The sequence below is a fragment of the Proteus sp. G2673 genome, assembly GCF_009915125.1.
Classification (GTDB): Bacteria; Pseudomonadota; Gammaproteobacteria; order Enterobacterales; family Enterobacteriaceae; genus Proteus; species Proteus penneri.
The window spans coordinates 43,673-68,226 of sequence record NZ_JAABLT010000022.1 but is presented as its reverse complement, the minus strand read 5'-3'; the positions used below and the strand labels follow the sequence as shown (position 1 = coordinate 68,226).

Here is a 24,554-nt window from a genome sequence, read left to right as displayed (position 1 = left end):
CTTGATTAAAATATTTATTTTAATAAAAAGATAAACCTTTTTTATTAAAATCATTACGGATAAATACGTATTCAGTAAAATAAGAAATACTTATAGCTATCCTATTATCGCCCTATAGGATAGCTAAAAATAAAGAGATACTTTTGTTTATTCTGCACTTTTTTCTAAAGCAATATTTATGGCATCAGGGATTGAACCACCATGGCCTTTACCTTCAAATAGATAAAATTTACACTGTTTTCCTTCATCCAATAAATATTGGCATAACTGGCGTTGCGTTAACCAACTACTACGTTCTTGATAATTCTTTTGTTGTTCTTCACTTAATTTACTTAAATCTGGTTTTTCTTCTTTTTCACCTAGCGTTATTGTAATAGAAATATCATCAGGAATAGCTTGCCATTGCTCTTTTTTTACCCACTCACCGTTTCCCCACCATAAAGAAGGGCTTGCTGCTATATAACGTTGAAACGTTTCTGGATGATTAAATAAAACATATAGCGTAAATACACCGCCAAAAGAGTGACCAAAAAGAGATTGCTGGGTAACTGAAATATTCTCTTTCGCGAGTTGTTCAAACGCATAAGGCCTGACTTGCATTAGGATAAAATGATAAAAACTCTCTGCATTTCCGCCTTGATTAAATGCCTCTCCTTTTACACTCGGCGTATAGTCATGCGTTCTCTCTGTAATAAAATAAGCTTTATCACCCACATACCCCACACTAATAATTGCAGGTAGCGGTTTATTTTTCTGCTTTATAGCTTCGTTTATCATCAATGGAAACTGCGCATTTCCATCAACACTATAAATTAGCGCTGCCTTAGTGGTATTTTTAGGAATAGCAAGAAAGAGACGATATTGTTTTCCTTCATATGCCACTTCTTTTTGTGTGATTTGATAATAAGATTGTGCTTGTTCTTCAATTTTAGGCACTTCTTGGTTAGGTCTAGCTTGAGCAACCGCAGATAACATAATCATTCCACATAACATTAGTATTCGCATAAATCAGATACTCTGTCAGTAATATAAAAAGGTGAACAGTTAAACTGAAAATAATAGAAAGTGATAAAAAATAAACCCCATATAAAATACGGGGTTTATTTCAATTTAGGCTCAATTAGAAACTATATTTAATGTTCGCCCAATAACGACGTCCTTCATCAACTACCCAGTTACCGCCTTTATCATTTACAGCAGGCCCTGTTTCATCTGTAATATTTAATACTGCGAAGTTAAACATGGTATTTTTATTAAAGTTGTAAGTCATCCCTAAATCAAAGGTTGTGTACCCACTACGATAACGTGCACCTGAATGGCTATTTCGTTGTGCTGCCCAAATTTGTTTGCCCGTATAAGCGGTATTGGCATAAAAACTAGTCGCTTCATCAAACTGCCAATCCACGCGCGCGTTGGCACTGTGTTTAGGCGTCATATCTAGTGGATATCCTTTTAATGACTCACCAGAAGCTAGCTTTTCGTCATCACTTTTACGTTCTGAATCAATATAGGTGTAGTTCGCATTAATATGCCAGCTTTCAGCAATAGGGAAACCAATCGCGGTTTCAATTCCTTTAATATTCGCCTTTCCTACATTGTCATACTGATATAAATCTAATCCAGTGATTGGATCTTTCTCAGCAGTTTTGTAATTCGTTAACTTATCTTTAAAATCCGTATTAAAGAAAGTCACACTTGCAGTAACACCATCGCCGTTATCATAACCAATACCAATTTCTTGACTAACTGAAGTTTCAGGTTTTAAATCACGATTACCATCCATAATTGCATGGCCTTTATCGGTTGAGGTGCCATATTCTGGGCTGATTTCACGCAGGCTTGGCGCTTTAAAGGCTTTCGCTACACCACCTTTTAAAGTCAATTCATCTGTTAAATGATAAACGGCATAGGCTCTTGGGTTCCAGTGATTACCGTAATACTCGTGATCATCAAGACGCACACCTCCCGTCAATGCTAAATCATCCGTAACGCTATATTCATCTTCAATAAATAACGCTTTTTGATCAGCCGTAATGGTCGATTGTTTTATATCTTTGCCACCAAGAGATGATTCATCTTTTAAACGTGAATATTGATATTGACCACCAAAGGTCATCACATTTGAAGGTAAAAACGCGGTAAATTTTGCATCAAAAACGGTATTAGTGATCTCAGGGCGACGAGCTTCGTAATATTTATAGCTATTTCCCGTCGCCTTATCAACGGCTTCGGTTTTTTGAATACGTTTAGTTTGTTCTTGATAAACACTTAATTCAGAGTGAAGAATATCAAACTGATTTTTATAAGTTAATGCCCAATGGTTACGATCATTATTGGTTTCTAACATCTTGTTTTTATCAAGACGCCCACCACGATTGGTAAATTCACTCATGGATTTACCTGGTGTCGTTGTGCGTTGTAACGTATTACGACCTGCTTCTAATAAAATGGTTTGATTATCAGTCGGTGTGAATGCCAATTTTGCCGTAATATTTTTATTGTCATTACGACCTTGCCCATAAGTGATTTTATCTTCTGCACGTAAGTAGCTACTGCCATAAAGCTGTAGGCCTAATTTATCTTCAATTAAAGGCCCCGAAAGATAAAAATCACCATTAATAGAATCACCTGCATCACGGTTATGTTGCAATGTACCGCCAAGTGCAACAGAGCCATGCCACTCTTTTGTTACTGGTTTAGTGATGATATTGATAACACCACCCATTGCATCTGAACCATACAGAGATGACATGGGTCCACGAATCACTTCTATTCGTTCAATCGCATCTGCGGGTGGAATAAAGCCACCTTCATAACCACCACTCCCATTTGGGCGCGACTCGCGGCTATTTTGACGGCGACCATCAACAAGAATAAGTGTGTATTCACCCGGCAAACCACGCATCGTGATTTCTTGTTTGTTGGCATTACCGTTAATGCTAACACCTTCAACACCTTTTACGGCATCGGCTAAATCATGAACCGGTTTTTTTGCGAGTTGTTCTTTGCTAATCACGGTGATACTTGCTGGTGCATCTGTAATTTGTTGAGCAAACCCTGATGCTGATACAACAAGTTTCTCTTCTTTATTTTCTTGTGCATACAGCGGGTAAGAGGCAGATAAAATACAGGCTGTTAAAACACCCATTTTAAAGTTCATAGTGGTTCCCTGAATTGATAACAGTTATAGTAATGAGAATGATTAATATTAACTTAATCAAATATTCATGAGAATGATTTTCTTTTCATATTTGGTGTTTTTTTTTAATCTGTATCAAAGTAAATCAGCACCATTTTCGCTAGACCTCTTTGTAAACAATTCAAACATAAAAAAAGCAGAAGGTATTAACCCTCTGCTTTCTTCTTTTGTAGGATATTTATAGATTTAACGGATCAACAAATCATCACACTGTTATTACCAGAACACAGCATAAAGCACACATAATATGACCATGATGGCATAGGAAGCGATGTTAAATCCGCTTTGTGTTTTAAAGGTTTTATCTGTTAATGTAATCGCCCCTACGCTGTCATCTGTTTTCGTTGAGGTTAAGCTCACTAAACCAATCACGACGGTTGTAAACATAAAGGTGTACATCATTTGATCAAGGAATGGCATACCTAAAGGCATTAATTTTAGGAATAGAGCAAACGGTATAGATAAGACCACACCAATAATCGCACCTTTTGCGTTTGTTTTTTTCCAGAATAAGCCTAATAGGAATACAGCTAAAATACCTGGACTTACTAAGCCAGTATATTCTTGAATATATTGGAATGCCTGATCGATACCACCCAATAATGGTGCGATAAAACAAGCAATAATCAGAGCAATAACCGCACTGATACGCCCCACATTCACTAAACGCGTTTCAGAAGCTTTAGGCCCGACATATTCTTTATAAATATCCATCGTGAAGATAGTCGCGATAGAGTTAAGCATAGAGGCCAAAGATGAAACTATTGCAGCAGCAAGTGCAGCAAAAACAACACCTTTTGCACCTACTGGTAAGAACTGAGTTAACCAAGGATAGGCTTTATCTGCTTGTGACAACGTTGGAATATGCGCTTGTGCCATTGTCCCTAAGCCCGCCATTAATTCAGGGTTAGTTGTAATAACAAATGCAGCAATTCCCGGAACAACCACAAGAACAGGAACAATTAATTTTAAGAATGCAGCAAACACGAGTCCTTTTTGTGCTTCATTGATAGATTTAGCAGCTAAGGCACGCTGAATAATATATTGATTAAAGCCCCAATAATAAAGGTTAGCAACCCATAAACCACCAATTAGCACAGCGATACCCGGTAAGTTCATAAACTGCGGGTTATCTTTTTCTAAGATCATTTTAAAGTGATCTGGCGCGGCTTGTGTCATTTTGCTTAAGCCTTCCATGATCCCGCCATCACCACCGATATAGCTGACCGCTAATACCGAGGTAAATAAACCACCAAGGATAAGGAAGAACACTTGTACTACGTCTGTCCATGCAACAGCAGAAAGTCCACCATAAAGTGAATAGATAACCGCAAATAATGCTAAACCAATAATGGCATACATCATTGGTACACCTAAGATGGTTTCTAATGCCAATGAACCTAAATAAAGTACCGATGTTAAGTTAACAAAGATAAACAATGCCAACCAGAACACGGCAAGAATGGTTTTTAAGTTACGGCTTTTAAAGCGATTCTCGACAAATTCTGGAATGGTATAAATACCTTTTTCGATAAAGACAGGTAAAAAGTATTTAGCAACAATAATTAATGTCAGCGCTGCCATCCATTCATAAGAGGCGATAGCAAGACCAATGGAGAAACCAGAACCTGACATACCAATAAATTGTTCTGCTGAAATATTCGCGGCAATAAGCGAAGAACCAATTGCCCACCAAGGAAGGGTTTTACCTGCTAAGAAATAATCCTTTGTTCCTTTTTTCTCACCATCCTTTGAACGAGAAACCCACAATCCTAGACTAATAATGATGACGACATAGAGGGCAAAAATTGCATAGTCTATTGTGCTTAATCCAACACCTTCTGTATGCATAATATTTTCCTTTCAGACCCATAGAGAGAGTAGATTTTCAATGTAAACGTTTTCACAATCTTTTTCCGTTACTCCGTTCACAAATTTATCGCTTATGTTACGTAAATGGATCACAAAATAAGAAAACAAACGATTACCATGGCGAACAAAGCAGAATTTAAGCTTAAAATACAATGATAGCTTTATTTAATAAATTTCAGACTCTCAAATAATCGTTGAAAAAGGCCTTAAAATGATAACGATTACACAGGTTAATTAAGTTTGACCTCTTAATGTGAAAACCATTAAGAGGATAGACTAGATTAAAAAGTAAATAAGGTTATTTAGAGAGGTGACTAAGATTAAAAACAGAATTACGTTGAACTAATGTGGGTGAAAAAATACGTTGTTTTTGTTCGAGGATTTCACCTTTAGAAAGCCTGATAGCAAGTGTTGCGGCTTGCTCTGCCATCATTTGTACAGGATAACGCACCGTGGTTAAACGAGGGTGAATATAGCGTGCAATTAAGACATCATCAAAGCCAATAACTGAGATTTTTTCAGGTACAGGGATTTCATTTTCATCAAGAACAGATAAAGCCCCAGCGGCCATAAAATCGTTGTAAGTCACTACTGCTGTAAAATCAATTGATTTTGTTAGCAAATGCATCATGGCTTTTTCTCCCCCTTCACCTTCCGGCTCGCCATACTCAATATAGCTTTCAGGCAATGAGATATTATTAGCTTCTAATGCAGCTTTATAACCAGCAAGGCGCTGAGTTGTATCTTCAATATGATGAGTAGATGAAATATACGCGATTTTAGTATGACCTTGACGAATAAGATGCTCGGTTGCCATCCATGCCCCTTTATAATTATCTAAAGCGACACAACGTTCGGCAATTTCAGGAATAAAACGGTTAATCAATACCATGCTTTTAACTTCATGCGCATAAGCCAGTAACTCTTCATCAGAGAGGGCTTTTGAATGAATAACAAGGCCATCGCAGCGGCTATTAATCAATAACTCAATAGCTTGTCGCTCATCTTGAGCATCATGATAACCATTACAGACTAAGATGTGTTTCCCTGATTGTCTTGCAACGTTATCAACCGCTTTAACGAGTGTACCAAAAAAGGGATCAGAAACGTCATGCACTAAAACCCCCAAAGTTTGCGTACTTTGACTAACCAACGCCCTTGCTGCCGCATTAGGTCGATAGCCCAGTTTTTGCATCGCTGCATTAACGGTTTCGATAGATGTTTGACTTGCTTTCGGCGAGTTATTTATGACTCTAGATACCGTCGCGACAGAAACACCCGCTTCTTTCGCTACATCTTTGATAGTCGCCATATCCACTCCTTATGGATCACCTTTATTCATGGTTAAGAAATAACGAGCCGTTAATCTACAAACAAAGAAAAAAGAGAATAATAGAATTTAAGTGGCTTGATTATCAGCGAAGAAGTGAAATTTAAAAAGTAAAAAGATCAAATAAATAGTGAAAAGGAAAGCGTTTACACTTTCCTTTTGTTATTACGAGTAAAACTTATAGATTGTTTGGCTATTCCACGCTGTATTGGCAGGTAAAACACCTTGGTTTTCATGCCATTCAGGATGATTAGGGCCATCTGGAAAATATTGTGTTTCTAATGCCAATCCTGAGTAATTACCGTAATGGCGACTCTTTCCTCTTGTTCCTGCCAGAAAGTTACCTGTATAGAATTGGACAGAAGGCATGGTTGTAAAAACATCCATTTTAAGTTCGCCTTCAGGGGCAATAACGGTCGCAACGGGCTTTTTATCCTCAATCGTTTTTTTATCTAAAATAAATGCATGATCGTAACCATTTGCGGCTTTTTGACATTCATCTGCCATAAAATCAAGGCCAACACGTTTTAATTTACAAAAATCAAACCCAGTTCCAGCTACGCTTGCAAACTCACCCGTAGGAATATTGCCTTTACCATTTTTTAAATAATGAGTCGCACAAATTTTTAAATCATGCTCAAGCGCGGTACGCTCAGTATGTTCGCCCGCAAGGTTGAAATATGCATGATTAGTTAAACTTAATGGCGTAGTTTTATCACTCATCGCCTGATAATCAATACATACTTCATTATTATCTGTCAGTGTATAGGTCACACTTACTTTTACCGTACCGGGAAAACCTTGGTCACCATCACTAGAAATTAGTGAAAAAGTGACAGATTGCGAAGATTGCGCCGTGATCCCCCAGCGAAGATGGCTAAAGTTTTGCTTACCGCCATGTAAGGTATTTTTACCCTCATTAGCACTAATTTTATATTCTTGCCCCTCTAATACAAACTTAGCCCCTGCAATACGATTAGCAAAACGCCCAACCGTTGCGCCAAAATACGCGGTTTGTTGTTTATGGGCATTCATATCCGCAGAGCCTAATAACACATCCCGACGATATCCATTAACCGGTACAATACAGGTTAACCAAGTTGCTCCAATATCCATTAAAGAGATAGACATACCAAAACGATTTTTAAGCACGACCACTTGTGCAGGTTTTCCATCTGATGCAGGTTGTGCTGTCATTTGTTCAGGTTCAAGAAAGCGAAGCTCATTAGTCGCCATTATTTTGCCTCCGAATAGCCCGCTCCTTGGCTTGCAGAGCAGACATAGATAGTTTCTTTTAATCCCGTTTTAGCTTCGTATTGCGCCTTAACAGAGTCAACGACTTTATCAACTAAATCTGGTGTCACTAATGCTACGACACAACCACCAAATCCACCACCCGTCATTCTTACGCCACCACAATCACCAATCACCGATTTCACGATTTCAACCAATGAATCAACCTCTTTAACTGTGATTTCAAAATCATCGCGCATTGAGAGATGTGATTGCATCATTAACTTACTCAATGTACTTAAATCACCATGGCGTAAGGCTTCTGCAGCATCTAATGTACGATCATTTTCAGTGATAACATGACGTGCCCGACGATAAACTACTTCGCTCATTAATGATTTTTTTGCAACTAAATCATCTAATGTGGCATCTCTTAATGCAGCCACATTTAGAATACGAGCAGCTTCTTCACACTGTTGACGACGGGTATTGTACTCACTATCCACTAAACCACGCTTTTTATTGGTATTGATAATCATCACAACCATATTTTCGGGCATTGTTACCGCTGACGTTTCTAATGAGCGACAATCGATTAATAGTGCATGATTTTCTTCACCACAAGCCGAAATAAGCTGATCCATAATGCCACAATTACAACCAACAAATTGGTTTTCTGCTTTTTGGCCATTTAATGCAATCTCTTTTTGGCTAATAGGTAATTGATAAAGTGTTTTAAGCGTTTGGCCAATGGCAACTTCTAATGCAGCAGAAGAACTTAACCCAGCACCTTGAGGGACATTTCCGGATATCGCAATATCCATACCATGAAAAGAGTAGTTATCTTTTTGTAGAAAATGAATAACACCACGAACGTAATTAGCCCACATTTTATTAGGTAAAAACTCAATGGTATTATCGAGGCTAAATTCATCAACATCATTTTGGTAATCAACCGCAATGACACGGATAGTATTATCTTCTCGTCTTGCCGCTGCAACGACCATTTGATAATTAATTGCACAAGGTAAAACAAAACCATCATTATAATCAGTATGTTCGCCAATAAGATTTACCCTACCTGGCGCTTGAATAAAATGTGTAGGCGCGTAACCAAAAATAGTTGAAAATGAACGAGTCACATTATTAATAAGTGCCTGCATAATAAATCCTTAGCTTAAAATTAAGTAATAGAAACCCCATCACATCATTATGTAAATAATGAGATGTTTGATTTAATTTATTTCGTGCTCAATAAAAAGCAGATTAATTAAAATACCTTGCTATATCGCAGATCATTAATGTTGCTCTTTATAATGAATATCACTTACTTGACGTAAATTATTCGCGGCTTGTTCTGGCGTTAGATCTCTTTGTGATTCTGCCAGCATTTCATATCCCACCATAAATTTACGTACAGTGGCTGAACGTAATAGTGGCGGATAGTAAAGCGCATGTAATTGCCAGTGATCGATATTTCTCTCATCTTTAAAAGAAGGCGCAAAATGCCATCCCATTGAATAAGGGAAAGAACAATGGAATAAATTATCATAACGGCTGGTTAATTTTTTCATTGCAATAGCAAGATCATCTCGTTGAGCACTATTTAATTCACTCATTCTTCGAATATGCACTTTAGGTAACAACATCGTTTCATAAGGCCAAGAAGCCCAATAAGGCACTACTGCCAGCCAATGTTCTGTTTCAACTACGGTACGACTTGCATCTTTACATTCAGCATCAACATAATCGATTAATAGATTGCGTCCATATTTTTCAAAATAAGATTTTAATTGCGTATCTTTTCGCGCTAATTCATTAGGCAAGAAATCACTCGCCCAAATCTGTCCATGAGGATGAGGTTGAGAGCATCCCATCGTTTCGCCTTTATTCTCGAAGACTTGAACCCAAAGGTATTCTTTACTGAGCTCTTTTATTTGGTTATCCCAAGTATCAACAATTTTACGTAAGCTACTGACGGGCAATTCAGGGATCGTTTTTCCATGATCAGGCGAGAAACAGACAACTCGACTAATACCTCTTACTGCTTGAGTTTGAAATAAAGGGTTTGATGAAGGCTCAACATCATATTCATCTTGCAACAACGCAGAATGGTCATTATTAAAGACATACGTTCCTGTGTAATCGGGATTCTTATCACCGGAAACACGGATGTTATTTGGACACAAATAACAATGCGGATCATAAGAGGGAAGTGTCGCAATCTGAGGCTTTTCATCTTTACCATTCCAAGGTCGTTTCGCTCTATGTGGTGAAACTAAAATCCACTGACCCGTTAGCGGATTATAACGACGATGAGGATGTTCAACAGGATCAAAAATCAGTTTCGACATAACCTTCTCTCTTATTTATTCAAGATTATCTGAATACTTACTTTAAATCTTATTTCAGATAACCATTTGGGTTTTGTAACTGCCAACGCCAAGCATCCGCAGCCATATCATCAATTGAACGAATAGCTTTCCAATGTAAATCTTTCTCTGCTTTTGCTGGGCTTGACCAACATTCTGCAATATCACCAGGACGACGAGCTTGTAATTGATAAGGAATAGGTTTACCGCTAGCTTTACGAAATGCTTCAATCATTTCAATCACACTAGTACCATTACCTGTTCCCAAATTATAAATATGTAAGCCCGCTTTTTTACCTAATTCATTTAATGCTGCGATATGACCATCAGCCAGATCCATAACGTGGATATAATCGCGAACACCTGTACCGTCTTTTGTTGGGTAATCATTACCAAAAACAGCGACTTGTTCACGACGACCAATTGCCACTTGAGAAATATAAGGGGTTAAGTTATTTGGAATACCTTTAGGATCTTCGCCCATCGTACCTGATGGATGCGCGCCTACTGGATTAAAATAACGCAGCAAACTAATAGACCAACTTTCATCAGCAACAAATAAGTCAGATAAAATACGCTCAACCATATATTTACTGGTGCCATAAGGGTTAGTTGTCCCTCCTACTGGCGAATCTTCAGTAATAGGAACCGTTTGAGGATCACCATAAACGGTTGCAGATGAGCTAAAAATAATGCTTTTTACGCCCGCATCACGCATACAACGCACTAGCACCAATGTGCCATTAACATTGTTATCGTAATACTCGATTGGCTTCTGAACAGATTCACCGACCGCTTTCAATCCCGCGAAATGAATAACAGACTGAATAGAATGCTTCGCAAAAATTGATGCTAGTAGCTGGCCATCACGAATATCACCGTTATAAAACAGAGGGCGTTTACCTGTTAAGGCTTCAACACGATTAAGTACTTCTTCATTCGCATTGCTAAGGTTATCTAAAACAATCGGTGTCATTCCCGCTTCGATCATTTGTACGCAAGTATGACTACCGATATATCCCATACCACCCGTTACTAATATTTCCACATTCACCTCTTTTGATTCAATTCAAAGGAAAAGCGCAAGACGGTTTCTGTTCACTGACATAGAGTTTAGCAAGATCAACAAAATCATTTCGTGATCAAACCGACATTTAGTGTAAACGTTTACACTCTTTTGATACGCTTTAAATTTTAATACAACATCTTAATTTAGGATTGCATTACAGTAAGTTAATAAAATACATAATACATTCCACCTATTTATCTCTAAAATAAACACCCACTTAAAGTAAACGGTTACATTTCAATTAATCAGTGAATTACATGATAAGACTGACATTCAATGGGTTTTATCATACCTTATTAACTTCTCCGCTAATATGTTTAAGCGGAGTAAGAACACTCCCCTTTAAATAATTCGGAGAAAAACGGGTCAACGGCTACATACAATAGTCACCATTAATAAACACATTGAATATATACGCTAAATAATTCAAGGTGTAGCTAGGCGACAAGTAAATGAGTCGCTAGGAGCATACAGTAGTATGTGAGACTAGTGCGAATGAACGCAGTCAACAACGCTGTGATTTGAAGTATGACGAGTATCGAGTATGGAGAACATAATGAAACCGACTGTCTTGCTCTACCAAGATCTGCCCGAAAAACTGTACAACAAACTATCTGATTTTGCTGATATCAGACAATTTAAAACGCTCTCTTTAGACTCTAATGACTTCCGTTTAGCACTTGCTAATGCCTCTGGATTACTCGGTGCAGGTGGCAATATCGATGAAAATTTTATTAACCAAGCACCTCATTTAAAAGCCGTTTCAACGGTTTCTGTAGGCTATGATAATGTTGACGTTAATGCACTCACCAAACGTAATATTAAACTAATGCATACTCCAACTGTATTAACAGACACTGTTGCAGATACCATGATGGGGTTAGTCCTTGCTGTAGCAAGACGTATTCCTGAACTTGCTGATAATGTTAAACAAGGTTTATGGGTTAAAAGTATTACACCTGATTGGTACGGCACTGATGTTCATCATAAAACTATGGGTATTATTGGCATGGGGCGAATAGGCAAAGCCTTAGCTCAGCGCGCGCACTTTGGTTTTAATATGAATATTCTTTATCACTCACGAACGGAACATACAGAAGCAAACAATAAATTTGCAGCAAAGCATTGCTCTTTAGAGGCCTTATTACAGCAATCTGATTTCGTTTGTATCACGTTGCCATTAACACCAGAAACGCATCATTTAATGGGGAAAAAACAATTTTTGATGATGAAATCTGATGCTTATTTAATTAATGCAGGGCGCGGAGCTGTAGTGGACGAATTGGCACTAATCAGTGCATTAGAACAAAAAGAGATCGCAGGTGCTGGACTGGATGTTTTTGAAAAAGAGCCTTTATCTTCATCTTCACCTTTATTAACAATGAAGAATGTGGTTGCTGTTCCGCATATCGGCTCTGCAACAAAAGAGACTCGCTATGCGATGGCGGAATGTGCCGTAGATAATCTGATTGCAGCGCTAAGTAATCAAGTAAAAGAAAACTGCGTCAATTTTTAAAATAGTCATTTAAAGTATAAAAAAGGTAATGAAAATCTATCATTACCTTTTTTATTAGTTGTTCAATTTAATTTAAGCAGGATCAACGTGAGCCATTACACTCAAGATCTGTTTATTTTGCAAAACATTATTACGTGCATTAACAACAATTTCGTGACTTTCATTGACTGTGAGATCACCTCTGATTTCAAGATGTACATCTACAAGTAAATAATCACCAGAACGACGCGTCTTTAAATCATGAACACCTTGTACACCCGGTGTTGAAACCAGTACCTGTTTGATCTCTTCCAGCGTTTCTTCATCAGCGCCTCTGTCCATTAAATCTTGTAGAGCTTGATAAGTAAAACGCCATCCCATACGACCAACAAATAATCCGACAATTAATGCAGCTAATGGGTCAAAAAATTTAAATCCAGCCAAACTTCCGATAATACCAATCGCAACAACTAATGAAGAAGCAGCATCAGAACGTGCATGCCAAGCATTTGCGACTAACATATTTGAGTCGACTTTCTTTGCAACAGCAAGCATATAGCGAAATAATCCTTCTTTAGCCGCTAATGCAAGTAAAGCCACATATAAAGCAACACTATGAACTTCTGGAATAGTAGATGGATCTAAAATTTTATGAATGGCTGAAAACACCATCCCTAAACCCACAATTAATAAAATAACCCCAAGAATAAGTGATGCCACGTTTTCATAACGAAAATGCCCATAAGGATGGTCTGCATCCGGTTTTTTCTGACTACCTTTATTGGCAATTAAAACAACAAAGTCAGCAATAAGATCAGAAAGTGAGTGAATACCATCAGCAATTAAACCTTGAGAATGTGAGAAAAAGCCCACTGTAATTTGCCAAATGGATAAAATGATATTGACAAAAACACTCACTAACGTACTTTTTTTAGCTGCCTTAAATTTTTCAGACTGCTTATTATCAGCCCGAGCCAACTCAATATCATCAATGTGATTATGTGTCATAATAATAATCTTATTTGGTTTTAAATAGCCTACTCTATTGCCATAGATAAATAGAGTTCCACAGGTTATTTCAGGTTCCATAACTCATTGGTGAGAATAAAGGACGACTCTGAATAACAATCCAGTTTAGGGACTAAGATTGCTGTCCAAACATCATATTGAGATGTCATTACCTATTAATATGCCATATTTAAATCTTTCTGTCTCTTATTTTTACTAATAAAATCTTATAGATACAAAACAATAATATAATTGATAATCATTCTTTTATGCATTTTCTATTTTTAATGAGAAAAAGAAAATTTAGTTTTTAATACGACTTTATTAATTGCTTTCCTGTCAACAAGTTAAGGTGTATAACTTATTTTGATTATATTTCTAATATTATTTTAGACTATTTTTAATTTTTAATGCTTAATACTATAAAGTAGTAAATAATCATTCTCACTCTTATTTAAAACACAGATCACAGCTATTTTTTACTATTAGGAGATAATAGTAATTATTTTAAACTAACGCTAAGTGAGGTTTGTAATGTATAAGAAAATCCTAGTTCCCATTGATATTTTAGAAGATGAACTTTCTCAGGAACTAATCACTCACATTGAACAAATAGCAAAGGTGGGTAAACCTGAGATCCACTTCCTCACCGTTATACCTAATGCTGAACTTTTCTTTGGTATCGAATTTGCCGCTATTCCTGAAAAATTCAAAGATTCGTCAGAGCGTACTCGCCTTGCTTTTGTTGCACTACAAGAAATGATCAAAGATGCAAAAATTCCTGATGAGCAAATTATATGTAATGTGGGTGTTGGTAATGCAAAAGATGAAATTTTAGAATATGCTCGCCACATTGATGCTGATTTAATTGCGATTGCCTCACATAGACCTAATGTTTCCTCTTATTTATTAGGTTCAACAGCATCATCAATTGTACGCCATGCCAAAATGTCAGTTTTAGTTATACGTTAATATTTAGTTTTTAAATCGCAACAAAGCCCTTTGTCTTAACAACAAAGGGCTTTTTAGTAAATGAAGATCTATCCTAAATAGGGCTGACTGTTATTTTTTAACAGAATCTTGAGTAGTCTCAGCCGCTGACCAAATACGATATTTCACATCAACATCTTTTGGCGCATAAACAACAATAGGTAATTTGCTGTTATAACGGATGAAAGCATCTGATCCTATATTAGCCTGTACAAAGGCATCTTTTTTCGTATTGTCAGCGCATCCCATCATTGTAGACATTGGGCCATTTAAATCACCAACAACATAATAGCTATAACCCCAACCTTCTAAATTCTTTTCATCTAAATCCGCACCAAACCACTGATGATTGCAATCTACTTTAAGTTCTTTACCGATGATTAATTCAACCTGATAATTGCTTTCATTATCTTTTTTCTCTAACTCAATAACATGACGAACTTGATTTTCTTGAGCCTTAGGATAAGGCGCAACTTTATCTAAACTGTCAGTAGCTTGTGCACACGCAGATAAAGACATTGCTGCTACTAAAGATAATATTACTTTGTTCATCACTCTCTCCATTTTTACAGCGAACACTTCGCCGTTAATAAAATTAGTCAGATGTTTTTATTGCTCGTTATCTGAATACTAATATTTTTAGTGCTTGAATGCTAACATCTTAGTAAATAGTACTATGAGCGGATAATTCTGAATGTTTTAAAAAGAAAAATCACGTTTTTTCATGAAATGTAAATTTGTGATACATCGCCGTGCAGATAAGCTATCTATGATTATACTGAAATAGAGACCCAATTTCTTTTCATAGGAGGTTATATGTTCTCAGATCAACAATCCCTTGTTTCTCAATTAAGAAATAGTGATCCCCGCTTTGAAGCTCTCTACGATAAACATCATCGACTCGACCAAGAAATTGCTAAATTAGAAGGCCCTAACGGAGCTGGCTATAATGATGAAGTTGCCAAACTAAAAAAAGAAAAACTTCATCTCAAAGATGAAATGCAAAAAATACTTCAACGAAGTGAAAAATAAGGCTCTTTTTAAGCGATGATTTATTATCATCGCTTTTTATGATTAAAAACAAAGATACCACATCATAAAGATGCATAATTAATGTATCTTTTGTTTTTTTAAGGGCTCACTCACTATGTCATCAATACATGGTCATGAAGTTTTGCAAATGATCCTTTCTTCAGAAATGACATTCACTAAATTATCACTAATTGATGCTATCCATAAACAATTCGGCGATGACTCACGTTTTCATACTTGCTCAGCTGAAAATATGACAGCGACTGAATTAGTTGATTTCTTAGAAAGGAAAGGTAAATTTATTCCTGCAGAGGGGGGATTTACAACAAGTGAAAATAAAATTTGTCATCATTGATAGACATACAGTGTTAAAGTTAGATTGCCAGTGATTTCCTTTTCTATGTCATTGGCTTTTTATATAAACAAGTAAAAAGCCAATTCGTTCTGGCAATCGTTATTGCTTTATTTACTACATTTTATTCATCGTCTATTTGTAACCAACCATCATCTTCCCAAACACTTTGAATAAGTTCCATTATGTGTTCATGCTTAGTTTCATCTTTTATGCCCGTAACTTGAATCGAGTTCATGCTACTAAAGGCGATACGAAACTGCATATCTGGATATTCTGGAGTGATCTTTTTTCTCAGTTCGTGTTCTAAGAGCGGAAATAAGGAGTCAGTTATCTTAGATTGTTTATTAAATAAAATTTCCACACGCATTGGTTTCACCATTTAAAGGCAAATAAACTGTATATAAATACAGTAGTATATTCTAAGAAAAAAGAAAAGTCTTTTTGATAAAAATTTTTATCATTATGCATTGCATAATATTTTAGCGTCTCTATCGACTCAATGATAACATGTATAATAAATACAACATATTACTAAGAGAGAAAGACATGTCAGGAAAAAGAATAAATCGTGAGAAAAAAACTATTCAAAAAATGGTTCACCTTTATGCTCATTCGCACCCTGAAACTGACTCAGATTATTATCAACAATTAATCGATTACGCCTACAACCGGTTAGATAAATGTCGTTATGGTGAAGATAAACCGGCCTGTAAACAATGCCCTATTCATTGTTATCAACCCGCTAAGCGAGAAACAATGAAACAAATCATGCGTTGGGCTGGTCCACGAATGTTAATTTATCATCCAATTTTAGCAATACGTCACCTTATTGATGATAAAAAACCTGTTCCACCACTTCCTGAAAAAAAGCGTACTATTCGTTAAACTAAAAAGTAAAATCAGATTTCTTCAAACGGTATAAAACATGCTCAGCTAGAGGATGTGTTTTATCTAATGATGGATGAAGGAAATGATCAGATTGATGCATACCAAGTTTCTGCATTACACCTTGAGATGGAAGGTTTGAAACTGCAGTAAAAGCAACAACCTCTTCTAACCCCAATGTCTCAAAAGCAAATTTAAATACAGCTAAAGCCGCTTCATAGGTATAACCTTTTCGCCAAAACTTTTTCGCAATTCGCCAACCAATTTCTACGCAGGGATTAAATGGTAAAGGCGCTACCGGAATATTTAACCCAACAAAACCAATAAATTCTTGAGTCTCTTTTAATTCAACAGCCCACATTCCCCATCCATTTTGTTGAATAAATTTTTCACGGATAATCTCAACCATATTATCACTTTCTAATCGAGATAAAGTGCAAGGAAAATAACGCATCACTTCAGGTGAAGAGTTGATTTCAGAAAAAAATGGCGCTTTATCGCTTTCACGCCATTCTCTTAGGTGTAGCCTGGGAGTCTCTAAATTCATCGTTATTCTCTGTTTATATAAAATTAAGACAATAGCGATAAAATAGGATAAGTAACGAACAATGAAAAGAAAAATGGTACTTTATTTTTTGTTTTCTTTTAGTTGATTTTCTACTGGAGCAACAACTTTATCTTTATTTGCATTAGAGCTTTCTTTTATTGAAACAACGCGTTGTTGAGCTACTGATTTTGCTTGATGTTCAACTTGCTCTGATTGCCCAGTAAAAATACCACCACGCTTAATAGACATACTGCCACAACGACTAGTACCACGTAACTCGCCATGTTCTAAGATATCTAAATTATTTGCAGCGCAGATACCTTTTACAAAACCATCAATAATAATATCAGGTGCAGTTAATTCACCTTCAACTTGCCCCGCATGCATAACACGAATAACGCCATCTTTAACATTAATATTACCGGCAACTTTACCCCAAATTTGAATATCGCCGTCAACATTAATATCGCCTTGGAATACTGTTCCTTTCGCAATAATCGTGTATAGTTTTTGCTCTGGCATCGGTTTTTTCTCTTCTATTACTACTGGTGCAACAGGCTCTGCTGCTTTTGGTGTTTCAGTTTTACGACTAAACATAGCGGCCTTTTTTAACCTCAACGTTATAGAATAAATAATAATGCTAAAAATTAGGATTAGAATAATCAAAAATTCACCCGCCATCTGATAACGCCAAAAGGCAATTAAGGCAAGAGTCCAAATTATCCATATCCCACTGAATATAATATTTCGCAGTGTTCGCTTATTATCCATAATTAGCTATATCCTTTTACCTCCCTGACAATAAATACACTTATGCATTCACCATTCTAATAAACAAACGGCAAGCATAATGCCGGCAATAAGCCTATTATTACCTTTTAGTTTTTTGATTTGTTCCTTGAACGAAATAAAATTTAGCTTAATTAAATTAGGAGATAAAACACACTATTTTAATAATCTACGCGTAATGTAAATAAATCGTAATAATTATCAGCTTATTTGGATAAATATTTTTCATTAAAAATTAACATTTAACACCTAAATCCATATTTTCACAAAAGTTCATTCAAAAAAATTCAATATCTCAAATTAACTCTATCTAAAATTTATCAAAAAAAATACGAGACATTGATCACACAAACAATAAAAACAAACGGTAAAAACAAAGCAAATAAACAAATAATAAATTTTTTGTGTACTATTTTATGGTTTATGGCTTGTTTTATATTATATAGAAACAGCGTTATAGTAACAGTGGTTAATATAACTTAATATTATTATTTATTTTTTCAATTTTGATCTTCTTTATAGTTATGTTCCTCGCTTGATTTTTTAAAATTTATTTAACAAATATTTTTCATAATTACTACGAATTAGCATTTATAATAAATTTTGCATTTTAAATGCATTTATTATTTTTTTACACTGTAAAGAAATAATCAAAATCAACTAATTGTTATATATGGGTTTTATTTAAATTTATAAAAAGCGTAAATTATTAATTACATTAATACTCATACTATTACTGAGAGCCTCAAAGAAAAAATTTATCTATATTTAATTTCTTTTTGCAATTTATAAGGAATGTCATTAAATTAACAAAATGACTTATCTTAAATTAACAAAACAAAATGCAATGCCTAATATCTAAAAAAAACCACATCAAATTAAAGAAAATAGTCTCTTTTTTATTTTTAATAACATTCAATAATAAAGAAGTGTTTTTATAAATATTCTGATATTTATCTTTATAAAAATGCAGTGATACTTATATAATATTTTTTGGGCGAAAAATGAATACAATACAGTGTGACAAAACCGAGCAATATAATTGTACTATTCAAAAAAAATCTTATTTTTATCCACAATATCAAATATTAGAAAATGAACAAAAAGCGATCTTTCTTATAAGAAAGAATGCACTTATATTACAAAATTGTACTGACACAGTGACAATTAACGAAAACCAAGTTCTTTTTCTACAACAAGGTAGTTATACAATAAAAACTCAAGGCGCAGAGCCTAGCGATATTATTTATATCCCTATTTCTGATGACTTCTTAAGAAACTTCATGTCTAAGCATAACGATATCTTGTGCCAAATAGAAAGAGATGAAGAGTTTTCTCGAGCCTTTATTTGTTTTCAAAACTCACCTCTCATTCAGTTTTGTAGTAATGGCTTTGAATATCTTACTGCTCAATCTTGTCCTGAAACTTTCACTCAATTACGCATTGAAGAGCTTTTAGTTCTATTGCTTTCAACTGAACAAGGTTCTGACTTAATGGCGTTATTTCGTCAACTTAGCCATCGTCAAGTTGATCGCTTAAAGATTTTTATGGAAAAAAATCATTTAAAAAATTGGAAGCTCAAACAATTTGCTCGAGAGTTTGGAATGGGATTAACAACGTTTAAAGAGCTTTTTAGTCATGTTTATGGTACTTCACCAAGAACATGGATCTGTGAAAGACGAATTATTTACGCACACCAACTACTGCTGACCACAGAAATGAGTATTGTTGATATCTCAATGGAATCAGGTTTTTCAAGCCAATCATACTTTACACAAAGCTATCATCGTCGTTTTAATATGACGCCAAGTAAAGCGAGAAATATCAGATCAAAATTATAAAAAATCCGACCGAATATCATAATATCTAAAAGCAATTTATAGTTAGAATACTTGAAATCTATTCTTATACGTGAATTGTATATCGTGATAAAAGAAAATATATATAGTACCAAAGCCCATTATTATGGCTATTTAGCCCTATTAAAAAAGATAATGGCATCAAATAATGAAGAAACTGTAGATAACTTGTTTGATCTACAGTTTTCTTTCCGCTCGAATAAAAACACTATTACTACATGTGATATTAATGAACAACAAATAAAAATACTAGCTCGGGTTTTATGCCGTGAAAGCTTAGACAGTTTATTACAGTCCACTTGGTTTTTACGAAAGAAATACTGCTTTGTTGTTATATCTAAAGAAGATATACGTGATGTTATTAATTTCGCAAATCATTTTCATGCAGAGCAACCATATTCAACAATAACACCGGCTGATTGGGATAAATCGTTAAAAGCAACGGTCAATATCAATGAGCATATGCGCTTAATTCAAGCTGTAATAAAACCACTTTTTATGTGGTGGGTTCAACACATTACACCTCAGCTTTTCACGCTTTATGACACAAAAAGAGAGCTTGAGCTTCAAATTAAGCAGTGTGAAAATATTAAGTTATTTGAAGAAAAACAACTATCAAATAAAAGTGATTCTTTTTTATCTTTAAATGATATAAATATTAAACTTAATGCGGATAAAGCCAGACTAATTGTTATTGATGACTTATTACAGAGTAATATCCAGTTTCTCCTCGATAATTGGAAAAATGAACCTGTCTTTAATGTTGAAATTAATAATACTTTAGATTACATCCAAAAAATAACACCGAATTCTGAATTAATAAAACCATTATGGAAGATTTTAAACAGTATTCCAGAACATCCTGAAAATTGTCAAAAATTAAAAGATTGGTTACTAGAAAGAGAACTTTGCTTAAAGAACGATGAGTATTTATGGCGATAATAAAATTTCAGCTCTTCTCTAAATAAAAAGAAAAGAGCTGATGCTAACTTTTAATTATTCTATTTAATATCTAAAATCTCAATTGTTACAATAGACATGGATTCTGGAGGTACTTGCCCAGGTACACCATTTTTCCCATAACCGCCACTTGGTTTTATATAAATTTTGGCTTTACCATTGATACCCGCTTTTGCAATAAAGGTATTCAGTGGTAATGGCAGTTGACGGTAAGGTAAGATAAGTGGCTTAGATTTATCATAATTAAGAGTTACAGTACCGTCAGTCAATGATTCATGCATTGTAAATACAACTGTTTTACCTGTAATTGAAGCCACTGGTTTACCCTGTTTTAAGATTTTAAAATAGGTATTATCGTCATATTGTACGTAATTTTGTTTTTGGATCTCAGATAAAATGGATTTATTACGCTGGGCATTATCTTTTCCAATGATCGAATAAGCATAAGCAAGTTGCCCAGCAATCATTTGCCCTTCACCCGCCATTTTCTCAAGCTGCTCTTTTAGCGTTTTATTCTCTTTTAAAATATTATTAGTGTCTGTATTAACTTTCGCTAATTCAGCATCTTTTGCTTTAATTTGCTCATTTAATTTAGCAATAGATTCTGTTTGCTGTTGCTTTAATGTGCTGATTTTTTGTGTGTTTTCTGTATTCTGTTTTTCTAATTGTACTTTTGCTTCAGCTAATTGAGCACTCAATTTATCCGTCGTATTTTGCTTTTCAGCGAGTTGTTTTTCTAGTAATGCTAAAGCTTTCTCACTCTCTGTTTTGCTCGTGGTAACTTGAGCTAAGACGATATTATTCTCTTTAAATTGTGTATCTAATGTTTGATATTTCTCAGATAGCTCAGTTTGCGCTTTTTCTAATTTGGCTATCAGATTATTTTTATCAGCAATTAAATTATCAACAGCTTTTTCACCGGCAGATAAACTCTTCTTCAAATCAGCTAATTCAGTGACTTTATTATCTAACTGTGATTTTAATTCTGGGATCGCTTTTAATTTCTCATCCACTTGCTCTTTTTGCTGTTGAACAGCTAAAAGCGATTTATTAAGTTGAGTTTGTTCCTGATTACTTTTTTCAACTTGTATTTTTAGTTGTGCTATTTCTTTGCGTTGTTCCTCAACAAGTTTGCTATTAGCATCTTGTTGCTTTTCTGCTTCTGCTACTTTTAATGCAAGTTCTTTAGATAAATCTTCACGTTCTGATGTGATCTTCAATAATGTACTTTGCAATTTATCTATTTCTTTTTTCGCAGAGTCATCTTTTAGCAATAGTTGAGCCTGTGTAAATTGAGTCTGCACATCTTCTTTCTCTTTCTTTATTATTGCTAATTGATTTTGTACATCTGTGAGTTGTTTAGTTAATTTTTCTTGTTCCGTTGTTATTGTTGATAACGAATTTTCTAATGTTGCTATCTCTTTATTTTTTACTGCTTCTAAATTAGCTAATTCTTGTTCTTTTTGCTTATTATTACCAACTAGCAATTGCTGAGATTCAACATACTGAGCTTGTATCGTTTCTTTTTCTTGTTCAATTTTAGCGAGTAATATCTGCTTTTCATTTAATTGGCTAATTAATTTTTCTTGCTCTAGTTTTATACTCTCAAGTGAACGTTGTAATTTATCAATCTCTTTTTTCGCGCTATCATCTTTTAACAGAGTTTGAGCCTGCTGATACTGAGATTGTAATTGTTCTTTTTCTTGCTCAAGCTGAGTATATTTTGCCTCTAAGGTTTTAAGTATTCCCGCTTGGTTTTCAAAATTTTGTTGCTGTTTTGCTAACTCTGTATTTTTTACTGTTGTTGCCTGTAATACGTTCTCTTTTTCAGATAATTGTTTAACTAGTAAATCACGCTCTTTTTGTATTGTTTCTAAATCACTTTGTAGCTTAGCAACCGCCTGTTTTAACGTGTCATCAGTAAGTAGGTTGTTCGCTATAGCTAACTTTTCTTCTGTTTCAGCCAGCGTCAATTCAAGTTGTTTAATTTGGTTATTTGCATTTTGAAGTTTTTCCAAATGCTCTTTTGTTATAGCTGCCTGCTCAGTGTATTTTTGATACAACGATTGATATTTATTTCTCGTATCTGCTAAACGATTTAATAGCTCTTTATTAAAAAGCGGTTGTTTATGATCGAGTACAGAACGATTGAACTGATATGCAAAGTGAAAAGGGATAGCCGTAACAGAATAAAATGTTCCTGGAATAATATCTAACAAGAAATTGTCATTACGTTGAGGCTTTGTATAACTTTCTTTTGAATAAAGAGCCAACGGGTTATAAACCGTTGCATTATTTCTGTAGCTATAACGATTAAGATCCTCTGGTGTAAATTGTGGTTTTATAGGAACAAATGAAAGCAACGGAGTTAAATAACGAGTGTAATCACTCTCTAATTTTGAATAATTAGTGGGTAACACAAGGCAATTTTCTGCCAACGTAATATCAGGCGTCTTAATAGGTTCGACTGTTTGATTATCTGTTTTAGCTGGCGTAGAAGGTTTAACTTGTCGCTCTGGTTTTGTTTGTTGAGTCGCTGTTGTGGTGAGGTTTACTCTACGATTAGCCTGACCAGTTCTCGTTGACGATGAAGTTATAGCAGATGTTTTAGGCTCAATTTTAATTGGCTCTTGCGTTTCAAAATAACGGTCAAAATCTTCAATAACAGAATTAAACTCATTATTGGCAAACGATAGCGTTGGAAACAGCATAAAAGCGAGACAAACACTCTGCTTTAATTTCATAGTAATTATTCACCTAATTTTTTTAATGTCGAATTAACTGACATAATCGACAAATAGCGAACTTTTGCACATAAAACTTCTGTTTTTGATTCAATGCTCATTTTTAATAAATCTAAGCTATCTTTACTTGCTGTACTTTGAACACTACGGTACATCGCATTGATTTCGCTAATTTCTTTAAATGCGCTCATCATAGATTTATAGTCAGATGGAGAAAAAGTTTTCAAAGAATCAAGTTGTTTGATACAAGCACTTTGAGGTGCTATCCCCAATTTTCCTGCATCTACACCACTATCTACAGACTCTGATGAGGGTGCCATAGAAAGCGGTTGTGCAACTGCCACTGGCTGAGTTTGTACTACTGGCTGTGTAGTTTGTGCTGGCGCAGGCGTTTCAACTGGACGAGAATAATCAGTCCACGTACACCCAGATAATGTGAGAACGCTGGTTGCCATAAATACAGCAAGGACATTCTTTTTATTTTGTAATAAGGACATCATTTTTCCTTAATTCCGATCAGACTTAAATAAGAGCATATGAGTTGTCGCATTTTAAGCCATTTTATTATAATTTTCTATTACCTACTGCATACTAAATAAATAAGCTAGCGCCCTTAATTTCAATGAGTTCTCATATCAATTCATTTTTTTACTTAAAACACTACTTGCATCACACTAAACACATCAATTTTTGAATATTGGATTTATTTAGTAAAGACGTTGTCATATAAACTATATCGTTTTTATATTATTAAGATAATACCAGATAATAATAAAAATAATAATACGAATTTTATCATTTAGTTACGCAACTTA

The 24,554-nt window shown here is 35.0% G+C and carries 22 protein-coding genes; 7 read left to right on the top strand and 15 right to left on the bottom strand.

Features of this window, described 5'->3' with window-relative positions; translation table 11 throughout:
- Positions 1-147 precede the first annotated feature (147 nt).
- From GWI59_RS12605 to galE, 8 genes are all read right to left on the bottom strand, one after another.
- Positions 148-1,005: an alpha/beta hydrolase gene (locus GWI59_RS12605; protein WP_229096483.1), complete on the bottom strand. Its 858-nt coding sequence runs from the start codon at positions 1,003-1,005 to the stop codon at positions 148-150.
- A 115-nt stretch (positions 1,006-1,120) separates the two neighbouring features.
- Positions 1,121-3,160, bottom strand: coding sequence for an IreA family TonB-dependent siderophore receptor (locus tag GWI59_RS12600; RefSeq protein WP_161724804.1), 2,040 nt, complete (start codon positions 3,158-3,160; stop codon positions 1,121-1,123).
- Between the two features lie 255 nt (positions 3,161-3,415).
- A complete protein-coding gene (locus GWI59_RS12595; RefSeq protein ID WP_072063323.1) occupies positions 3,416-5,050 on the bottom strand; it encodes a sodium/sugar symporter in 1,635 nt (544 codons plus the stop codon).
- 319 nt (positions 5,051-5,369) lie between these two features.
- Positions 5,370-6,383, bottom strand: coding sequence for a substrate-binding domain-containing protein (locus GWI59_RS12590; protein WP_072063324.1), 1,014 nt, complete (start codon positions 6,381-6,383; stop codon positions 5,370-5,372).
- Between the two features lie 183 nt (positions 6,384-6,566).
- Positions 6,567-7,637, bottom strand: a complete 1,071-nt coding sequence (galM, locus tag GWI59_RS12585; RefSeq protein ID WP_072063325.1) for a galactose-1-epimerase — start codon at positions 7,635-7,637, stop codon at positions 6,567-6,569.
- Positions 7,637-8,797: a galactokinase gene (gene galK / locus GWI59_RS12580; protein WP_006533639.1), complete on the bottom strand. Its 1,161-nt coding sequence runs from the start codon at positions 8,795-8,797 to the stop codon at positions 7,637-7,639. Before galK ends, galM begins: the two co-directional genes overlap by 1 nt.
- A 135-nt stretch (positions 8,798-8,932) precedes the next feature.
- Positions 8,933-9,988 (bottom strand): UDP-glucose--hexose-1-phosphate uridylyltransferase, encoded by a 1,056-nt coding sequence (locus GWI59_RS12575; RefSeq protein ID WP_072063326.1) that lies wholly within the window; start codon positions 9,986-9,988, stop codon positions 8,933-8,935.
- A gap of 49 nt (positions 9,989-10,037) precedes the next feature.
- Positions 10,038-11,054, bottom strand: a complete 1,017-nt coding sequence (gene galE, locus GWI59_RS12570; protein WP_072063327.1) for a UDP-glucose 4-epimerase GalE — start codon at positions 11,052-11,054, stop codon at positions 10,038-10,040.
- A gap of 577 nt (positions 11,055-11,631) precedes the next feature.
- Here galE and ghrB point away from each other — a divergent pair.
- Entirely contained in the window at positions 11,632-12,591 is a 960-nt protein-coding gene (gene ghrB / locus GWI59_RS12565) for a glyoxylate/hydroxypyruvate reductase GhrB (RefSeq protein ID WP_072063328.1), read from the top strand.
- Positions 12,592-12,663: 72 nt separating this feature from the next.
- Here ghrB and GWI59_RS12560 read toward each other — a convergent pair whose 3' ends face one another.
- Positions 12,664-13,578 carry a cation diffusion facilitator family transporter gene (locus GWI59_RS12560; RefSeq protein WP_072063491.1) on the bottom strand — a complete coding sequence of 305 codons (915 nt, stop codon included), beginning with the start codon at positions 13,576-13,578 and terminating at the stop codon, positions 12,664-12,666.
- Between the two features lie 534 nt (positions 13,579-14,112).
- On the opposite strand from GWI59_RS12560, the gene GWI59_RS12555 reads away from it, so the two are divergent.
- Complete coding sequence (locus GWI59_RS12555) at positions 14,113-14,550, top strand: universal stress protein (RefSeq protein WP_006533647.1); 438 nt, start codon at positions 14,113-14,115, stop codon at positions 14,548-14,550.
- A gap of 90 nt (positions 14,551-14,640) precedes the next feature.
- Here GWI59_RS12555 and eco read toward each other — a convergent pair whose 3' ends face one another.
- Positions 14,641-15,132 carry a serine protease inhibitor ecotin gene (gene eco / locus GWI59_RS12550; RefSeq protein ID WP_255311068.1) on the bottom strand — a complete coding sequence of 164 codons (492 nt, stop codon included), beginning with the start codon at positions 15,130-15,132 and terminating at the stop codon, positions 14,641-14,643.
- 252 nt (positions 15,133-15,384) lie between these two features.
- Between eco and GWI59_RS12545 the strand changes: the two genes are divergently transcribed.
- Positions 15,385-15,600, top strand: coding sequence for a DUF465 domain-containing protein (locus GWI59_RS12545; RefSeq protein WP_006533649.1), 216 nt, complete (start codon positions 15,385-15,387; stop codon positions 15,598-15,600).
- 115 nt (positions 15,601-15,715) lie between these two features.
- Positions 15,716-15,955 (top strand): YecH family metal-binding protein, encoded by a 240-nt coding sequence (locus tag GWI59_RS12540; RefSeq protein WP_006533650.1) that lies wholly within the window; start codon positions 15,716-15,718, stop codon positions 15,953-15,955.
- 121 nt (positions 15,956-16,076) lie between these two features.
- Here the strand turns inward: GWI59_RS12540 and GWI59_RS12535 are convergent, their stop codons facing one another.
- The gene (locus GWI59_RS12535; RefSeq protein WP_072063330.1) at positions 16,077-16,322 is read right to left on the bottom strand and encodes a DinI-like family protein; all 246 of its coding nucleotides are present in this window, start codon (positions 16,320-16,322) and stop codon (positions 16,077-16,079) included.
- A gap of 179 nt (positions 16,323-16,501) precedes the next feature.
- Here GWI59_RS12535 and GWI59_RS12530 point away from each other — a divergent pair, with 179 nt between their 5' ends.
- Positions 16,502-16,840, top strand: a complete 339-nt coding sequence (locus GWI59_RS12530; RefSeq protein ID WP_161724801.1) for a nitrous oxide-stimulated promoter family protein — start codon at positions 16,502-16,504, stop codon at positions 16,838-16,840.
- A gap of 1 nt (position 16,841) precedes the next feature.
- Here GWI59_RS12530 and GWI59_RS12525 read toward each other — a convergent pair whose 3' ends face one another.
- A complete protein-coding gene (locus GWI59_RS12525; protein ID WP_161724798.1) occupies positions 16,842-17,387 on the bottom strand; it encodes a GNAT family N-acetyltransferase in 546 nt (181 codons plus the stop codon).
- A gap of 81 nt (positions 17,388-17,468) precedes the next feature.
- Complete coding sequence (locus GWI59_RS12520; RefSeq protein WP_229096485.1) at positions 17,469-17,984, bottom strand: bactofilin family protein; 516 nt, start codon at positions 17,982-17,984, stop codon at positions 17,469-17,471.
- A gap of 1,196 nt (positions 17,985-19,180) precedes the next feature.
- Between GWI59_RS12520 and GWI59_RS12515 the strand changes: the two genes are divergently transcribed.
- Positions 19,181-20,017 (top strand): helix-turn-helix transcriptional regulator, encoded by an 837-nt coding sequence (locus GWI59_RS12515; RefSeq protein ID WP_109847766.1) that lies wholly within the window; start codon positions 19,181-19,183, stop codon positions 20,015-20,017.
- Between the two features lie 84 nt (positions 20,018-20,101).
- Positions 20,102-20,977 carry a T3SS regulon anti-activator ExsD domain-containing protein gene (locus GWI59_RS12510; protein WP_161724795.1) on the top strand — a complete coding sequence of 292 codons (876 nt, stop codon included), beginning with the start codon at positions 20,102-20,104 and terminating at the stop codon, positions 20,975-20,977.
- A gap of 59 nt (positions 20,978-21,036) precedes the next feature.
- Here the strand turns inward: GWI59_RS12510 and GWI59_RS12505 are convergent, their stop codons facing one another.
- Positions 21,037-23,739, bottom strand: a complete 2,703-nt coding sequence (locus GWI59_RS12505) for a sugar transporter (RefSeq protein WP_161724792.1) — start codon at positions 23,737-23,739, stop codon at positions 21,037-21,039.
- 5 nt (positions 23,740-23,744) lie between these two features.
- Entirely contained in the window at positions 23,745-24,239 is a 495-nt protein-coding gene (locus tag GWI59_RS12500; protein ID WP_006533661.1) for a hypothetical protein, read from the bottom strand.
- Positions 24,240-24,554: the final 315 nt, after the last annotated feature.

What these genes read in the sequence shown, in the direction of transcription:
- GWI59_RS12605 (WP_229096483.1), bottom strand. Translation starts at nt 1,005, where the DNA reads ATGCGAATACTAATGTTATGTGGAATGATTATGTTATCTGCGGTTGCT.
- GWI59_RS12600 (WP_161724804.1), bottom strand. Translation starts at nt 3,160, where the DNA reads ATGAACTTTAAAATGGGTGTTTTAACAGCCTGTATTTTATCTGCCTCT.
- GWI59_RS12595 (WP_072063323.1), bottom strand. Translation starts at nt 5,050, where the DNA reads ATGCATACAGAAGGTGTTGGATTAAGCACAATAGACTATGCAATTTTT.
- GWI59_RS12590 (WP_072063324.1), bottom strand. Translation starts at nt 6,383, where the DNA reads ATGGCGACTATCAAAGATGTAGCGAAAGAAGCGGGTGTTTCTGTCGCG.
- galM (WP_072063325.1), bottom strand. Translation starts at nt 7,637, where the DNA reads ATGGCGACTAATGAGCTTCGCTTTCTTGAACCTGAACAAATGACAGCA.
- galK (WP_006533639.1), bottom strand. Translation starts at nt 8,797, where the DNA reads ATGCAGGCACTTATTAATAATGTGACTCGTTCATTTTCAACTATTTTT.
- GWI59_RS12575 (WP_072063326.1), bottom strand. Translation starts at nt 9,988, where the DNA reads ATGTCGAAACTGATTTTTGATCCTGTTGAACATCCTCATCGTCGTTAT.
- ghrB (WP_072063328.1), top strand. Translation starts at nt 11,632, where the DNA reads ATGAAACCGACTGTCTTGCTCTACCAAGATCTGCCCGAAAAACTGTAC.
- GWI59_RS12560 (WP_072063491.1), bottom strand. Translation starts at nt 13,578, where the DNA reads ATGACACATAATCACATTGATGATATTGAGTTGGCTCGGGCTGATAAT.
- GWI59_RS12555 (WP_006533647.1), top strand. Translation starts at nt 14,113, where the DNA reads ATGTATAAGAAAATCCTAGTTCCCATTGATATTTTAGAAGATGAACTT.
- eco (WP_255311068.1), bottom strand. Translation starts at nt 15,132, where the DNA reads ATGGAGAGAGTGATGAACAAAGTAATATTATCTTTAGTAGCAGCAATG.
- GWI59_RS12545 (WP_006533649.1), top strand. Translation starts at nt 15,385, where the DNA reads ATGTTCTCAGATCAACAATCCCTTGTTTCTCAATTAAGAAATAGTGAT.
- GWI59_RS12540 (WP_006533650.1), top strand. Translation starts at nt 15,716, where the DNA reads ATGTCATCAATACATGGTCATGAAGTTTTGCAAATGATCCTTTCTTCA.
- GWI59_RS12535 (WP_072063330.1), bottom strand. Translation starts at nt 16,322, where the DNA reads ATGCGTGTGGAAATTTTATTTAATAAACAATCTAAGATAACTGACTCC.
- GWI59_RS12530 (WP_161724801.1), top strand. Translation starts at nt 16,502, where the DNA reads ATGTCAGGAAAAAGAATAAATCGTGAGAAAAAAACTATTCAAAAAATG.
- GWI59_RS12525 (WP_161724798.1), bottom strand. Translation starts at nt 17,387, where the DNA reads ATGAATTTAGAGACTCCCAGGCTACACCTAAGAGAATGGCGTGAAAGC.
- GWI59_RS12520 (WP_229096485.1), bottom strand. Translation starts at nt 17,984, where the DNA reads ATGTTTAGTCGTAAAACTGAAACACCAAAAGCAGCAGAGCCTGTTGCA.
- GWI59_RS12515 (WP_109847766.1), top strand. Translation starts at nt 19,181, where the DNA reads ATGAATACAATACAGTGTGACAAAACCGAGCAATATAATTGTACTATT.
- GWI59_RS12505 (WP_161724792.1), bottom strand. Translation starts at nt 23,739, where the DNA reads ATGAAATTAAAGCAGAGTGTTTGTCTCGCTTTTATGCTGTTTCCAACG.
- GWI59_RS12500 (WP_006533661.1), bottom strand. Translation starts at nt 24,239, where the DNA reads ATGATGTCCTTATTACAAAATAAAAAGAATGTCCTTGCTGTATTTATG.